This is a genomic window from Halomonas sp. GFAJ-1, from assembly GCA_002966495.1.
GTDB lineage: Bacteria > Pseudomonadota > Gammaproteobacteria > Pseudomonadales > Halomonadaceae > Vreelandella.
This window is the reverse complement of sequence record CP016490.1, coordinates 3243062-3258495: the sequence shown is the minus strand read 5'-3', so window position 1 is coordinate 3258495 and position 15434 is coordinate 3243062. Positions and strand designations below refer to the sequence as shown.

General features: G+C 53.3%; 13 protein-coding genes. 7 read left to right on the top strand and 6 right to left on the bottom strand.

From position 1 onward, the window contains the following. Positions 1-59 precede the first annotated feature (59 nt). Both BB497_14675 and BB497_14670 read right to left on the bottom strand, forming a co-directional pair. Positions 60-1058 (bottom strand): hypothetical protein, encoded by a 999-nt coding sequence (locus tag BB497_14675; protein AVI63868.1) that lies wholly within the window; start codon positions 1056-1058, stop codon positions 60-62. A gap of 5 nt (positions 1059-1063) precedes the next feature. Continuing rightward, positions 1064-2482: an MATE family efflux transporter gene (locus tag BB497_14670; GenBank protein ID AVI63867.1), complete on the bottom strand. Its 1419-nt coding sequence runs from the start codon at positions 2480-2482 to the stop codon at positions 1064-1066. Between the two features lie 153 nt (positions 2483-2635). Here BB497_14670 and BB497_14665 point away from each other — a divergent pair, with 153 nt between their 5' ends. Continuing rightward, positions 2636-3220, top strand: a complete 585-nt coding sequence (locus BB497_14665) for a transporting ATPase (GenBank protein ID AVI63866.1) — start codon at positions 2636-2638, stop codon at positions 3218-3220. Here BB497_14665 and BB497_14660 read toward each other — a convergent pair. After that, on the bottom strand, positions 3217-3696 hold the full coding sequence (locus BB497_14660) for a hypothetical protein (GenBank protein ID AVI63865.1): 480 nt from the start codon (positions 3694-3696) through the stop codon (positions 3217-3219). The two genes, BB497_14665 and BB497_14660, sit on opposite strands and share 4 nt — an antisense overlap. A 13-nt stretch (positions 3697-3709) precedes the next feature. Further along, positions 3710-4561, bottom strand: coding sequence for a hydrolase TatD (locus BB497_14655; GenBank protein ID AVI63864.1), 852 nt, complete (start codon positions 4559-4561; stop codon positions 3710-3712). A gap of 221 nt (positions 4562-4782) precedes the next feature. Between BB497_14655 and BB497_14650 the strand changes: the two genes are divergently transcribed. The 5 genes from BB497_14650 (at position 4783) to BB497_14630 (ending at position 11702) form a co-directional block, all read left to right on the top strand. Then, positions 4783-6012, top strand: coding sequence for an ABC transporter permease (locus BB497_14650; protein ID AVI63863.1), 1230 nt, complete (start codon positions 4783-4785; stop codon positions 6010-6012). Between the two features lie 39 nt (positions 6013-6051). Further along, a complete protein-coding gene (locus tag BB497_14645; protein AVI63862.1) occupies positions 6052-7605 on the top strand; it encodes an acyl-CoA synthetase in 1554 nt (517 codons plus the stop codon). Between the two features lie 2 nt (positions 7606-7607). Continuing rightward, positions 7608-8750 (top strand): acyl-CoA dehydrogenase, encoded by a 1143-nt coding sequence (locus tag BB497_14640; protein AVI63861.1) that lies wholly within the window; start codon positions 7608-7610, stop codon positions 8748-8750. A 34-nt stretch (positions 8751-8784) separates the two neighbouring features. Then, positions 8785-9972 (top strand): acetyl-CoA acetyltransferase, encoded by a 1188-nt coding sequence (locus BB497_14635; GenBank protein ID AVI63860.1) that lies wholly within the window; start codon positions 8785-8787, stop codon positions 9970-9972. A 77-nt stretch (positions 9973-10049) separates the two neighbouring features. Continuing rightward, positions 10050-11702: a long-chain fatty acid--CoA ligase gene (locus BB497_14630; GenBank protein ID AVI63859.1), complete on the top strand. Its 1653-nt coding sequence runs from the start codon at positions 10050-10052 to the stop codon at positions 11700-11702. A gap of 17 nt (positions 11703-11719) precedes the next feature. On the opposite strand, the gene BB497_14625 is transcribed toward BB497_14630, so the two are convergent. Beyond that, positions 11720-12715 carry an AraC family transcriptional regulator gene (locus BB497_14625; GenBank protein ID AVI63858.1) on the bottom strand — a complete coding sequence of 332 codons (996 nt, stop codon included), beginning with the start codon at positions 12713-12715 and terminating at the stop codon, positions 11720-11722. Between the two features lie 172 nt (positions 12716-12887). Between BB497_14625 and BB497_14620 the strand changes: the two genes are divergently transcribed. Beyond that, entirely contained in the window at positions 12888-14807 is a 1920-nt protein-coding gene (locus BB497_14620) for an ABC transporter ATP-binding protein (protein AVI63857.1), read from the top strand. Between the two features lie 64 nt (positions 14808-14871). Here BB497_14620 and BB497_14615 read toward each other — a convergent pair whose 3' ends face one another. Beyond that, on the bottom strand, positions 14872-15324 hold the full coding sequence (locus tag BB497_14615) for a universal stress protein UspA (protein AVI63856.1): 453 nt from the start codon (positions 15322-15324) through the stop codon (positions 14872-14874). Positions 15325-15434 lie beyond the last annotated feature (110 nt).

Genomic DNA, 15434 nt, shown 5'->3' with positions numbered 1-15434 from the left:
CACCACGTAGTTCACCAATAGCACAGGTTTACCATAAGGTTAAGAGGGTAGCGTGTTTTTTACGTGATACTGCATACTGGAAAGCGGCTTCTGAGCTGATTATGGGTAGTTTTTGCGGTTTGAAATTGCTGCCAGGGTGCGCTGGGGTTGCTCAATGAAAGCCACGTATTTTGATACTCCACAACGGCCTCAGGTGGGGAGACGTCATGAGTATCAATCAGTTGATTGACAGCTATAAGCCACTGCTCAGCCTGTTGCTCAAGGGTGGTAAGCCAAGTGGCCTCCCAGGAGCTTAAACAGGTATCAGTAGATAGCGCTTGTTCTGAAAGCACGATATTAGCCTCACTCAAACGCTGCTCAGCGAGAAGCAGTGTACGTAATAGCTCTCCCGTTAAGGGGCGTTCTTGAAGTGTTTTAAGGTGGTGTTCGAGGGTGGAGGAGTCCTGTTGCCACTCAAGACTAAACTGATTCACTACCATTTGGTGCAAGTACTCAATGGAAGCTAGGTATTGAGAAAGGTCTGCTACACCTCCTGAACTTAAGGGGTGGCTGGCTCTTGAAAAGCTCTTTTCCCATTCGGAGGATTCGAAGATGGCATTCCAGCTCACCGCAGGTAGCTGAGCGGTTTTCTGTAAAGTGAGCGTTTCCAGGCGTGCTCGGTTTTCATCGCTTAACTCACTAACTGCCTCAGTTTTCCAGCAACCGCTAAGGCGCTGCCAGAGGGTACGTTCGTAAAGCCACTGCTGGCTTGGGGGCGCAACTCGTCCTAATTGATTATTGCGTGCGGCAACGAGCGAGGTGATTTGACACTCCCTTAGGGCATAGATATTAAGCATGCTTTCACGCATTTCAGGCACATCGATTTGCCTATTTTGGCGATCAGGAAAGGCACCAATGTTACGTGGAGAGGAGCGCTCAATAGATGAAATGTTGAGATCAGTGGCCAACTTCTCATGGTAAGCAACCCAGGGTTGCTCGGCATCATTGTTGCCGCACCCTGCTAGCAGGGAGGTTACCGATAGTGCGGCTAGAAAGTTTTTAGCACCAAAGGGCGTCATAGGGGTTACTCCTTTTGGCTGATCCACTTTAATCGCCACCCAAGTAAAACAGCGGCAGTGCTGAGCCCTGCGATTAAGCCTATCCAGTAACCATGTACACCCAGTGGTTCAGACACTCCCCCCATACCGTGAGTTCCAAGCCAGTGGCCGCCCCCTAGGCCGACAATCCAGTAGGAAAGTACCGTAATAATCATCACGATCCGAGTATCTTTATAGCCCCTAAGCGCGCCTGCTAAGTTAACCTGTAGTGAATCTGACAGTTGGAAAATGACCGCTAGTGCGATGATGGTAAGGGCCAGTGCCTTAACGTCAGGATTTGAGGTGTAGAGTGAAATTACCGGTTCCGCCGTAATCCATATCAGGGAGCTGTTGATAATCGCTACGATTACGCTGATTACGATGCCGTTCCAGGCGACTTTACGGGCTAGTGCTAAGCGCTGCCGACCAAGTGTATTACCTACGCGAACTGTGAGAGCCATGCTGAGTGACATCGGGAGCATAAAGAGAATGGTGGTATAGCTCAGGGCGATTTGGTGGGCTCCCACGGTGACTTCGCCAAAACTGGCAATGAAGAGCGCGATAAGAGTGAAAAGCGTTACTTCGACAAAAATAGCGACCCCAATGGGCACGCCCACAACGACCAGCTCACGAATACCTGCCAGGTTAGGCGGCGTTAACTGCTTCCATAATGAGACACTGCGGTAGGTGCGGCCACGGCGCGTGTAATAGGCCATCGCGAGCGCCATTGTCCACATCGAAAGGGCTGTGGCGATGCCACAGCCAAAAGCGCCGAGGGCTGGTAATTGCTGAACGGTGCTAGGAAGCCAATCACCTAAGAGATTTGTTAGGCCATCGCCGCCATAGATCAATACGTAGTTACTGGGAATATTAACCGTAAGCCCTACCAAGCTGATCCATAGGGCTGGCCGGGTATGGTTCATGCCGTCTGAGAAGGCCCTAAGTGCTTGGAAGAGCGCAATGCCAGGCATGCCAAAGGCCACCGCAGAAAGATACGCAGCGGATTCTCTAGCCACTGCGCTAGGTACATCCATCGCTTCGAAAATGGGCATTACCGAAAACCAGAGTAACAGAGCGGCAATGATGCCTAATACGAGCGCCACCCAGAGCGCTTGATGCACGGCAGGGCGAATGTCGTCATTGCGCTGGCCACCTAAAAGATGCGCCACAATCGGTGTTAGCCCCATCAGCGTGCCGGTCATAAATAGCATGAGTGGCATCCATAGGCTTGAACCTACTGATACTGCCGCCAGGGAAGTGGCGTTGTAACGCCCAGTCATCATCACATCGACCACGCTCATGCCCGCTTGGGCTAGCTGGGCGCCGCAAATGGGTAGCGCTAGCGCTACCAGCATGCGGGTTTCTGGCCAATAGGTTGATTTGATCTGTTTAGCAAAGCCGCCCAAGGTCAGGCTCCTAGTAAGTTAAGTGGCCCAGGAAAAGCCGATAGATTAGCAGGAGTTGCTAATCTTTTCCGTCTTCACTTGGGTCAGCACACTACTTTAGTGTGCGGGTTACGCTGGGATATACTGCTCAAAATCGATAGCTAAAGTGACACCATGACAACTCATAACGAAGGGCGTTGGACGCTGAACGATATAGTGGCGCTATTTGATGGCGTTTTTGCAGAGAGCTATATGACACGGCTTGTAAAAGGCGGTGACGAGCCGCTTTACCTGCCAGCAACGCCTGATACGCCATTCCACCAGGTTATTTTTGCCCGCGGCTATTTTGCCAGTGCTCTGCATGAAATAAGCCATTGGTGTATTGCAGGCAATCGGCGGCGGCAATTGGAAGATTACGGCTACTGGTATTTACCTGATGGGCGAAATGCCGAGCAGCAGCAGGCATTCGAGCAAGCCGAAATTGCGCCCCAAGCGCTTGAGCGGCTGTTTACCCATGCCTGCGGCCGCACGTTTCATGTCAGCGTCGATAATCTCGGGGGGGAGGTAGCCGTGGACCGTGAGCAGTTTTCACATAAGGTAGCTGCTCGGGCTCGGCGCTATCAGGACGAGGGGCTTCCCACCCGCGCCAACGCCTTTTATGTTGCGTTGACGCGCTACTATCAATGTTCAGACACGCTCAGCATGGCTGTTGAGCAGGGGCGAAAAGCATTAAGTACTAACGCGGCCTGCCCGGTTTAATCTTGCTCAGTAAGCCGCTGATGTAAGGAAAGCATGACGGCTATTTCATCTTCTGGTCGCATGGGCTCAAGGCCTAGATCATTAAATGTTTCATTGCGTAGCCGATGCCACTCATTAGCACTGATCGAGTCATAAAGCACTTTAGCGGGGGCAAGCTCGACAAAGGGGTCAAGGCCGTATGTATCAAATAGCCGGGCTATGGCTGCTTCATCGTCACCGTTGTCGCTGGTATACAACGTCTGCGAGAAGTAGTCGGTTTCTAGTTCACGAATCACATCCAATGGGCTGACACCCAAGCTCTCAAGCTCTTCAATACTATATGCGCCCATTACATTGGTATCTTCTGTGATCCAGCTGTCATCAGGTTGAATCAGCGTTTGCTTGATACGACCATCGGGCAGTGACCAGGCAATAACCAGTGGCAAGCCATCTTCGTCGCCCGTCTCAATGGCAATAAATCCTGGATAATCAGCCACGCTATCACTCCTATTAAGATGCTGCGTCAATGCGGAAAAAACGCTGAGCCGTGCGGGTGGTTGCCTCGCCTAGCTCTGTTTCGCTTACGTTATGCCAAAGGGCAATTTCTTTTACAATCCAGGGTAGCAGGGCTGGCTCGTGTCGGCGCCCTTTCAATTTTGCAGGAAGGTTGCGGGGCAGCAGATAAGGGCAGTCGGTTTCCACCATCAAACGCTCAAGGGGAATATCGTTAACCAGCGAGCGAAGGGAGTGGCCTCGACGTTCGTCGCAAATCCAGCCGGTTAAACCAATGTGAAGGTCAAGGTCAAGGTAGCCATGTAGCGTTGCGCGGTCAGCGGTAAAGCAGTGAATAACTGCTTGGCTGATATCATCGCGCCAGCTGCGCAGCATCTCTTTCATGCGTTGGCCCGCATCGCGCTCATGCAAGAAAAGTGGCAAACCGCTTTCAACGGCTAAACCTAACTGAGCTTCAAAGGCTCGCTCTTGCGCCTGAGGTGTCGAAAAGTTGCGGTTAAAGTCTAGCCCGCACTCACCAACAGCGACAACTTCAGGCTGCCCGTGAAGCGCTTTCAGTTGGTTCGCTACATCGCTGTTCCAGCCTTTGGCGTCATGAGGGTGAACCCCTGCGGTTGCGTATACGCCTTTAAACTGTTGCGCCATAGCAACTGCTTGTTCGGCATGTTCGATATCCGTGCCGGTAACAATCAGCGCAGTCACATTGGCTGCTTTCGCTCTGGCAATGACATCACCAAGGTCACGCTGAAAGCTCTCGTGGGTCAGGTTTGCGCCAATATCCACCAGCGGCGTATCGGGACGAAATTGCAGCGCGTCGGGTAAAAATTCATCCGTATAGGGTGTGCCCACACCTTGCTCCTACTCAACGGCAAAACCCTATTGTAACGCTGGTAAGCGGTATCGACTAATGGAGCATGACAGTCGATTGCGGCTACGAATGGCACGAATTGCAAAAAAACTGGCTTGATAGGTAAACAGATAAGCGATTTTTACTCTTACTATGAATAAGAGCCACGGCCTAAAGCGCCATTAAGGCCTACCCAATAACAACAATAGACAGGTTAATAACTATGCGACTATCACGAACTTTCACGCTGTCTACGCTATCGGCTGCCCTGCTTGCTGCTAGCGTTGCCCCAAGCGCTTTTGCCAGTAATGGTATTTCGGATAATGAAATTCGAATTGGCTACCTAGCTGATATGTCAGGTGTTTATCGAGATCCCATTGGCCCTCTAGGGCAAGATGCCATTGAGATGGCGATTGAAGATGTGGGTGGCAGCGTGCACGGCGCCAACATTGTGGTTTTCAGTGCCGATGATCGTAATAGCCCGGATGTAGGATCAAGCGTTGTGCGCGAATGGATTGATGAGCGCAATGTCGATATGGTCACAGGCTTAGTGGCATCATCGGTCACATTGGCGGCTGTTAGGCTTTTAGAAGACGCGGATAAATTGGGCCTGGTGAATGGCGCGGTATCTTCTGGGGTGACTAACGAGCACTGCTCCCCTAACCATATCCACTGGGTCTATGATACCTGGGCTATGTCCAACGGTACGGCAAAAGCGATTACCGATGAAGGCTACAAGAACTGGTATCTGTTAAGCGCCGACTACTCGTTTGGCCACGCCCTTGAGGCCGATGTGGAGCGTGTGGTTACCGAAAATGGTGGCACCGTAGTAGGACGCGCGCGACACCCATTCCCCAATAATGATTTCTCCTCTTTTATGCTTCAGGCCCAAGCGTCTGGCGCTGACGTCATTGCCTTAAATAATGCCGGCGGCGATACCATTAATGCCGTTCAAACAGCTGGGGAGTTTGGTATTACGCAAGCGGGCCAAATTTTAGCGGGCATGGTGCTGTTCAGCACTGACATACGCAGTATCGGTCTGGAAAATGCCCAGGGGCTGCAGTTCACAAAAGCCTGGTACTACGATTTAAACGAAGAAACGCGTGCCTGGGCAGAGCGCTTCCGCGAGCGTACTGGCAGTATGCCAACGATGGTTCACGCGGGCCTCTACTCTAGTACCCTTCATTATTTAGAAGCGATTGAAGCCACGGGTACAGACGATACCCAAACAGTTCGCCAACAGATGGCCGACACCCCGATTAACGATATTTTCGCCACCAACGGCTACATCCGTGAAGATGGCCGGATGGTGCACGACATGTATCTAGTTGAGGTGAAATCGCCGGATGAGTCTGCAGACGAAAATGACCTTTTCCGAGTGGTGCGCACTATTCCCGCCGAAGAAGCGTTTCGGCCGCTATCTGAAAGCGTTTGCCCGCTCGTTAATAGCTAACGCCCTGCCAATCAAGCACAACACTAATAAGGACTTGGCATGTCGAACACGCATTTAATCCACCGCAATACCATCGGCGCTGCGTTAAATCGCAGCGCTCGCAAGTACGCACAGCGGCCAGCGCTTACCTTTGGTGAGCGGGCATGGAATTATCAAGCGCTCAATAACGCTGCTAACCAAGTCGCCAATGGCCTGCTGGAGGCAGGGCTTTCGCCAGGGGACCGGTTGGCGGTATACGGCAAGAACTCAGACGCCTACGTGATTGCTTGGCTGGCCGCCACCAAGGCCGGGCTTGTGCATGTCCCCATTAACTTTGCGCTTAGCAGCGAAGAACTGCGCTATATCCTGGAGCAGTCGGGGGCGAAAGGGCTGCTCAGCGATACTGTGCTAGCCGATAAAGTCGCTGAAGCGACACAAGGTTTGGGTTTAACTCTAGCGGGAACCCTGTACGCCGCTGACGAAGGCGGCCCAACAGACTTTGACGTGCTGACCTGTGCACGAACTTCTCAAGCATCCCATGAGCCCGATGTGGCGCTAGAAGGAAGTAGCTTAGCCCAACTGCTTTACACCTCGGGAACCACCGCAGCACCCAAAGCCGCGATGATGAGTCATCAGGCATTAATGGCTGAATACATGGCCTGCATGGTTGAGCTGGATATAAACAGTGACGACGCGATGTTGGCTGCTTTGCCGCTTTACCATTCGGCGCAGATGCATGTTTTTTTAATGCCCGCCCTGCTGCTGGGTGCCCCCGTTTATCTACTTGAAGCACCGCTTCCAGAGAGCTGTCTCGCTGCGATTTCAGAGCATAACATCGCCTCGTTTTTTGCACCGCCAACCGTCTGGATCAGCCTGCTGCGTCACGCGACATTTGATCAGTTTGATTTAACCAGCCTTAAAAAAGCGTATTACGGGGCCTCCATTATGCCGGTGCCCGTGTTGGAAGAGATGCAGCAGCGCTTTCATGGGGTAGGGCTTTATAACTGCTATGGGCAGAGCGAGATTGCCCCTTTAGCCACGGTGTTGCGTCCAGAAGAGCATGCCGAACGCCCAGCCTCAGCAGGGCGGCCTATCCTCACCGTGGAAACTCGCATCGTCGATTTAGATATGAACGATGTGGCGCCTGGCGAACATGGGGAGATTGTTCACCGCTCGCCTCAGTTAATGACAGGTTACTGGGATAAGCCTGATATGACCGCCGAGGCCTTTCAGAGCGATTGGTTCCACTCCGGCGACGTGGGCTATTTCGACGAAGCAGGCTACCTGTATGTGGTTGATCGGATTAAAGACGTTATCAATACCGGCGGCGTACTGGTAGCGAGCCGCGAAGTGGAAGAAGCCCTTTTCAAGCATACGGCTATATCTGAGGTGGCGGTGGTTGGCCTACCCGATGAGAAATGGATAGAGGCAATTACCGCGGTCGTTGTGGTGAAAGAGGGTCAAAAGGTTAGCGAAGATGAGCTGATTCACCATGCGAAAAGCTTAATAGCCCCCTATAAAGTGCCTAAGCGCGTGGTGTTTGCCGACACACTGCCCAAAAGCACGGCAGGTAAAATCCTCAAACGTCACCTTCGTCAAGACCTTAAGGATTAAGCATGGACGCCCAGACCAACGAGCTGTTTCATGCCATGATTTCGCGCTGTTTGGCGCAAGAAGTCGCCCCTTTTTACCAGCAGTGGGAGGAGGCTGGAGAAATACCCCGTTCACTCTGGAGAGCGCTAGGGGCTGCCGGGTTATTAGGGATTGATCTTGATGACACCTGGGGTGGCGCTGGCGCTGATATTGCCATTACCCAGCTGGCACTTGAGGAAATATCCCGCCAAGGTTTTGGCGGGTTAGCCAGTGCTTACAATATCCACGCCAACATTGTGATGCCCTATCTTCAAAACCTAGGCACCAACGAGCAGCGTGAGGCGTGGTTGCCCGCCATGGCCCTAGGGGAATGTCTGGGGGCTATCGCCATGAGCGAGCCCCACGCCGGAAGCGACTTAGCGGCGATGAAAACGCGCGCTAATAAAACCGTTGATGGCTGGGTGCTTAACGGCAGCAAACTGTTCATTACCAATGGCCAAGTAGCCGACCTAGTGATCGTTTGTGCGAAAACCGACCCCAGTGCAGGGGCGAAAGGGGTATCACTATTTTTGGTAGACACGACGTTACCTGGTTTTTCGCGGGGTAAGCCGATCAAGAAAATTGGCCAGCATGCCAGCGACACGGCAGAACTGGCGTTTGACCAATTGTTGTTGCCACACAGCGCCTTATTGGGCGAAGAAGGCGCGGGTTTTCGTTACTTGATGCAAGAGCTGCCCCGGGAGCGGTTAGGGGTTGGCGCCCAAGCGTTGGGTGCCGTTGAAGGGGCGCTCGCGTTGACGCTTGATTACGTAACCCAGCGCCACGCTTTCGGCCAGCGGGTGGCTGATTTCCAAAATACCCGCTTTACGCTGGCTGAAATAAAAGCGCAGCTAGACATGGCGCGGGCGTATTTTGACCAATGTGTCGATAAGTACCGCCATGGCACGATGACCAGCACGGATGCAGCTATCCTAAAACTACAGCTTAGCGAGCTCCAGTGCCGTGCTGTTGATCGTTGTCTTCAGCTGTTTGGTGGTTATGGCTATACCCATGAATACCCCATTTCACGCTTTTACTTGGACGCCCGCGTACAAACTATTTATGCAGGCAGTTCGGAAATTATGAAAGAAGTTGTCGCGCGTTCGCTGCTGGGAAAAGTCGCATAATCCCTCAGCCGGGCGCCATGATTAAGGAGTTCACATGCAACTGGATAGCGTTGTCATTTTGGGCGGTGCCCGCACTGCCATTGGAGGATTTGGGGGGACACTCTCATCGCTGGCGCCTTTTGAACTAGGGACGATTACTGCTCAGGAAGCGCTTCGTCGAGCGGGCGTTGCGGGCGAGGATATTGACCACTCGGTGTATGGGCACATTATTACCACCGGCCCCCAGGATGCCTATCTTGCGCGGCACATTGCATTGAATGCCGGTGCTCCCAAAGAAGCGGGCGCCTTTAACGTGAACCGGCTGTGTGGTTCCGGTGTGCAAGCCGTGGTGTCGGCTGCCCAGCAAATTGCACTGGGCGATAGTCGTCTGGCGCTAGCGGGTGGGGCAGAGTCCATGTCACGAGGTGCCTATGTGCTGCCACCCCAGGCGCGTAATGGAATACGCATGGGGGATGCCAATATTCAGGATCTTACCCTAGGCATTCTCAGCGACCCGTTTGGCAGTGGGCACATGGGGATGACAGCAGAAAATATCGCTAAGCAGTATGGCTTAACCCGCGAGCAGCTGGATCAGTTTGCCGTCGATAGCCACCACAAGGCGGCCCGAGCGATTGCCGAAGGGCGCTTTGATGAGCAAATCGTGGCCGTTGAGGTTGCCCAAGGCAAACAGACGATCTCCTTTAAACGCGACGAGCATGTGCGTGAAGGCGTCGAACTTAGCGATTTAGCTCGTCTAAAGCCGGCGTTCAAGAAAGATGGGATCGTGACGGCGGGTAACGCCTCCGGTATTAATGATGGTGCGGCGTCGTTAGTGCTGGCCCACGCAGAGGAAGCCAAGGCGCGTGGCTTAACCCCGCGTGCACGGCTGCGGGTGGCTACAACGGCCGGTGTAGAGCCTTCGCTGATGGGGCTGGGGCCAATACCCGCCGTTAAGTGCTGCCTTCAGCAAGCGGGGCTGCACATCAACGATATCGATGTCATTGAGTCCAATGAAGCCTTTGCGGCTCAAGCAATGGCCGTTGCCGGCACCCTGGGTTTCCCACTAGAAAAATTGAATCCTAACGGCGGTGCGGTGGCGCTGGGTCATCCGGTAGGTGCCACAGGCGCTATCTTAATCTTAAAAGCCTTGCATGAATTAGAGCGTACCGGGGGCCGTTTTGGTCTAGTGACGCTGTGTATCGGCGGTGGGCAGGGCATTGCACTGTTGATTGAGCGCTGGTGATTCTGGGCTCAGGCGTAAAGGTTACTTCTTGAACGCATAGGTTAATTTTGCCAACACAATCAAAAAGGTGAGTATTTATGTCGACGATAACGCCCAAGATTATTCCTCCAACGCCTTCCGCGACTAATTCTCCACTGTTAATCGGCGACTTGCTTGAGTCAGGCGTGCGTATGGCGGGTAACAATCAAATTGTTTATCGCGACCAGTGCCGCCACGATTACCGACGTTTTCGTGAACGGGTGCATCAGCTTGCCCATACGCTAACGGCAAAGGGCGTAAAAGCAGGGGATGTGGTGGCCGTTCTGGATTGGGACAGCCACCGTTACCTTGAATGCTTCTTCGCCATTCCCATGATTGGCGCTGTGCTACACACGGTGAACGTGCGCTTAGCGCCCGAGCAGATTCTGTACACCATGGAGCACGCCGAAGATGTGTTCGTACTGGTGCACGAAGACTTTGTGCCACTGCTTGAGCCTCTAGCGGATAAGTTACCCAATATTCACGGTTACATGCTGTGCCAGGAGGAGGCGAGAGACGTCAACACGTCGTTACCTCTGGTGGGGGAGTTTGAGGCGTTATTAAGTGAGCAACCCAGTCATTACGATTTCCCTATCTTTGATGAAAATGCCGTGGCCACGCTGTTTTACACCACAGGCACTACCGGTAATCCCAAAGGGGTGTTTTTTACGCATCGACAGTTAGTGCTGCATACCCTGGGTGAAGCCAGTACCTTCCAGGCACCGGGCTTTGAGCTGCTCAATCGTGACAAGGTCTACATGCCCATCACGCCAATGTTCCATGTGCATGCATGGGGCGTGCCCTATACCGCCACACTGATGGGGGCCACCCAGGTGTACCCGGGCAAATACGAGCCCGAGATGCTGGTCAAGCTGCTGGTTAGTGAAAAGGTCGATTTTTCTCACTGCGTTCCCACGCTGCTGAATATGGTGGTCAGTGCGGATGCGATTGCGTCGAAAAAAGTAGACCTAAGTGGCTGGAAAGTGCTGGTAGGGGGCAGCGCGCTAACCCAGGCGTTGGCCAGTCGCGCTTGGTCGCTGGGTATTGATACGCGCAGCGCCTACGGCATGTCGGAAACATGCCCGCTGCTTACAGCGGATATTCTGCCCCGTGAGGTGGGTGAGGCGGACTTCGATACCCAGCTTCCTTGGCGCTGCAAGGCTGGCCTACCAGTGCCCTTGGTTAAGTTACAAGTGGTTGATACCGACGGCAAACCGCTACCCCATGATGGTGAAAGTGTCGGCGAAGTACGTGCCCAAGCACCCTGGCTCACTCAGGCCTACTACAAAGAAGAAAAGCGCAGCGAAGAGTTATGGCGTGATGGTTGGCTACATACAGGCGATGTGGGCTCCATTGACGAGCACGGCTTCTTAGCCATTAGTGACCGCATTAAAGATGTTATTAAGACCGGCGGGGAGTGGCTCTCATCGCTTGAGCTGGAAAGCTATATCAGCCAGTGCCCAGGCGTTGCTGAGGTGGCTGTGATTGGCGTTGCCGATGATAAATGGGGTGAGCGCCCGGCTGCGTTAGTGGTGCCCAGCGATCTGAAGAACCCGCCCACGGCAGAGGAGGTGCAAGCCTTTATGGAGCAGTTCGTCGAGCAGGGCGCTATCAACCGCTGGGGCATTCCATCGCTTATCCGTATGGTTGATGAAATCCCTAAAACCAGCGTCGGCAAACTGGATAAAAAGCGCATTCGAACAGAAATATAAGGGAAAAATATAAGGAATTACTGTTTGACGCTCGCCGCACGCGCTTTTCGATAGGCGGCGGGCGAATTACCGGTCCACTGTTTAAATGCGCGGCTAAAGCAGGCTAAGTCTTCAAACCCGAGCGTATCGGCAATAGAGGTAAGCGGCTGAGCACTGCGGGTTAAAGCCTGAACCGCATAATCGCGGCGAAATTCATCTTTTACCGCTTGGAAATGCGTGCCTTCCAATTTTAGTCGGCGTGACAACGTGCGCACCGACATATGCAGCGCGTCGGCAACATGGGCAACGTTGGCCGCCGCAGGTAAATGTCGCCTTAGATGTTCGCGCACCCGGTGAGTTAACAGCTGCTCTTCAAACGAGACATAAAACCAGTCGGCCGGGGCGCGCTGTAAAAACGCGCCTAAGTGCTGTTTGGTTTGGCGGATAGGGTGATTTAATAGCGATTGATCAAACGACATGGCGGTTTGGGGTTGATTAAAGCGCACCTTACCAGGATAGAAATAGAGGTAGTCGGCGTTATAGGAGGGCGGCGCGTAATTACACTCCATTAAGACAGGGGGAATCTTGCGGGCGATCATCCACGAAGCAATGCCGTGGAACAGTTTCAGCATTAGCTCATGAACTAGAATGCGGCTACCCGGTAGAGCAGCATGTTCAACTAACGCCATGCGTGCCACGCCATTGTTAACAGAAAAAGCGTAACTGAAATCGTCCAGCATAATTCTGAAAAACTGTGTATAGCGGTGCAAGGCGACGTGCAGCGTGGGGGCATCTAACAAGCTTAAACAGAGTAGCTTCAGGGTGCCGCAGCGCAGCGGGCGTGAAAAAAAACGCGGTGTCTCATCGTCTAACTCAAGGGCGATAAGCCGATAAAGCTCAGCAAATTGTTCAACAGTGACCCGCCCGTTGGGCGCGCTTAATAAAAAAGGAGAAATTCCCGCCTGTTCTAAATAGCGGTTTTGAGACTGCACGCTGCCCGGTAAGCCATAAAGCAGCTCGTTCACGAAGTGCATCGAAACAGTCACTGTCACTGCACACCTGCCCTCATAACGTCCCAGACGCTACGTAATGATTATCGAATATTGACACGACGTTAGCACGATGTGATCTTCGCCTCTACAAGGTTGCCCCTCTTATGCAGTGCATGCGTTACACTGTGCGCCTCACGACGAAGGAGGATACTGCGTGACCTTGTTACGACTCGAACAGCTGCAACTCGCCTATGGCACCCAAGTACTACTTAACCGCGCCGACCTAACGGTTGAAAAAGGCGAGCGGCTAGCGCTGGTCGGGCGCAACGGCACCGGTAAGTCAACGTTGTTGAAATTGGTGGCAGGTGATATTCAAGCCGATGATGGCTCGATTTGGCGCGCTCCGGGTTTGAAAATCGGCGTGCTGGCCCAGGAGCTACCAGAATCCTCCGGTATGACTATTTTTGATATGGTCGCCCAAGGGTTGCCCGAGGCCGGGGAGCTGCTGTCTGAATATCAGCACTTAATCAATGAGCCCGACCCTGATATGAATCGCATGGCCAAGCTGCAAACCCGCATTGAGGCTATTGACGGCTGGTCATTTCATCAGAGTATCGATGTCGTTCTCACCCGCTTAGGGCTGCCGCCTGAAGCTGAAATGAGCGCGCTTTCCGGCGGTTGGCGGCGCCGCGTTGCGTTGGCGCGTGCGCTGGTTTCAGAGCCTGACCTGTTGCTGCTGGATGAGCCTACCAACCACCTGGACCTAGACACCATCGCGTGGCTGGAAGAGCAACTGTTAGCCTTTAACGGCGCGGTATTGCTGATTACCCACGACCGGGCTTTTTTATCTAAATTGGCGACCAATATCCTTGAGCTAGACCGAGGAAAGTTGGGTCGTTACCCGGGTACCTACGCTGGATATCAAGAGCGTAAGCAGCACGAGCTGGAAGTAGAAGCCCGAGAAAACGCGCTGTTTGATAAGAAGCTGGCTCAGGAAGAGGTTTGGATCCGTCAGGGCGTCAAGGCGCGTCGTACCCGTAACGAAGGCCGAGTGCGTGAGCTGGAACAAATGCGATTGGAACGTAGCCAGCGCCGCGAACGCCAAGGTACGGCCAATCTCACGGTGGATAGCGGCGAGCGCACCGGTAAGCGGGTAGTCGAACTGAAAGGTGTCACGCAACGGTTTGGAAACGAGGTTATCCTGCGTGATGTAAACCTTGAAGCAATGCGCGGCGACCGCATTGGCTTCTTAGGCCGCAACGGCGCTGGTAAAACCACGCTGCTGAAAATTTTGCTAGGCGAGCTTGCGCCAACCGAGGGTAGCGTCCAGTTGGGCACCAATTTGCAGGTGGCCTACTTCGATCAGCTGCGTGCTGGCCTGGAGCTGGAAAAAACCGTTTACGATAACGTTGCCCAAGGCAGCGATCGGGTCAGCGTTGGCGGGAAAGATCGCCACGTGATGAGCTACCTTCAGGACTTCCTGTTCACACCGGACCGTGTGCGCCAACCGGTGAAAGCACTTTCCGGCGGTGAATCCAATCGGCTCCTACTGGCCAAGTTGTTTACGCAGCCTGCCAATGTGCTGGTGCTGGATGAGCCGACCAACGACTTGGATATGGAAACATTGGAGCTGCTTGAAGAGCTGCTGCTGGACTTTGACGGCACGCTGCTGTTGGTTTCCCACGACCGGACGTTTATGGATAACGTTGTCACCAGCATGTTGGCCTTCGAGGGTGAGGGTTGTGTGCGGGAGTACGTCGGTGGCTACACGGATTGGATTCGCCAAGGGGGCAAGTTGCCACCTGCACCCTGGGATGGCGCAGCGCGCCAGAATACCGAACCGACCAGCAAAGCGGTGGAAAAAACGCCTGAGCCGCCGATTGTCGAGCCTGCTAAGAAAGCCGTTAAACTCTCCTACAAACTGCAGCGGGAACTAGATACGTTGCCTGGTGAAATAGAGCGGCTGGAAAGTGAGGTTGAGGCATTAGAGCAAGAAATAGGCAATCCTGATTTTTACCAGCAGGACGCCAGTAGCGTGACCGCCAAGCTGCAACAGCTGGAAGGCGTGCAGCAAGCGCTGGAAGTGGCTATGGAGCGCTGGATGGAGCTAGAGGCCATGGCTAACGGCGAATAGTGTCGAACAACAAACAAGGCGCCCATAATGGGCGCCTTGTAACTGACTTTTGAGCGCTAACAGTTTATTCGTCGCTCTTTTCGCCTTTTTTACCCACACGCACCGCAAGTACATCGCACTGAGCACCGTGCAGAACGCCAGTGGATGTGGAGCCAAGTAGCAGGGCAAACCCATGCCGACCGTGTGAACCTACCACGATTAAATCAACATCGTGCTCTTCGGCAAAGCGGTGGATTTCAGTGTCTGGCATGCCGACCACGACATGTTGATTGGCTTGAGAAATATGCGGCGATGCAATTTCAGCAAGGCGTTTTTTAGCGTGCTCGTCTAACTGGTCTTGAATGCTGGTAAGGTCCATGGGGATATCGCCGCCGTAAGCGAAGCCCAGGGGCTCAAGCGTATGCATGATGGAAATTTTAGCGTCTTGGTTACGCTCGGCGATAGCCACAGCACGCTCTAAAATCTTGTGCGAGTCTTTGGTTAAATCAACGGCTACTAGAATGTGGCGATAGCTCATGGCTGTTCTCCTTTAGCGATAAGTAACAAAGAAGAAACTTTGTTAGATGCTCTTTACTTTAGGCTTCAAAGGCTCTCTTAACAACGACCTGTATCATGGTTTTTTCAGAT

What these genes read in the sequence shown, in the direction of transcription:
- BB497_14675 (AVI63868.1), bottom strand. Translation starts at nt 1,058, where the DNA reads ATGACGCCCTTTGGTGCTAAAAACTTTCTAGCCGCACTATCGGTAACC.
- BB497_14615 (AVI63856.1), bottom strand. Translation starts at nt 15,324, where the DNA reads ATGAGCTATCGCCACATTCTAGTAGCCGTTGATTTAACCAAAGACTCG.
- BB497_14665 (AVI63866.1), top strand. Translation starts at nt 2,636, where the DNA reads ATGACAACTCATAACGAAGGGCGTTGGACGCTGAACGATATAGTGGCG.
- BB497_14635 (AVI63860.1), top strand. Translation starts at nt 8,785, where the DNA reads ATGCAACTGGATAGCGTTGTCATTTTGGGCGGTGCCCGCACTGCCATT.
- BB497_14625 (AVI63858.1), bottom strand. Translation starts at nt 12,715, where the DNA reads ATGCACTTCGTGAACGAGCTGCTTTATGGCTTACCGGGCAGCGTGCAG.
- BB497_14645 (AVI63862.1), top strand. Translation starts at nt 6,052, where the DNA reads ATGTCGAACACGCATTTAATCCACCGCAATACCATCGGCGCTGCGTTA.
- BB497_14650 (AVI63863.1), top strand. Translation starts at nt 4,783, where the DNA reads ATGCGACTATCACGAACTTTCACGCTGTCTACGCTATCGGCTGCCCTG.
- BB497_14640 (AVI63861.1), top strand. Translation starts at nt 7,608, where the DNA reads ATGGACGCCCAGACCAACGAGCTGTTTCATGCCATGATTTCGCGCTGT.
- BB497_14630 (AVI63859.1), top strand. Translation starts at nt 10,050, where the DNA reads ATGTCGACGATAACGCCCAAGATTATTCCTCCAACGCCTTCCGCGACT.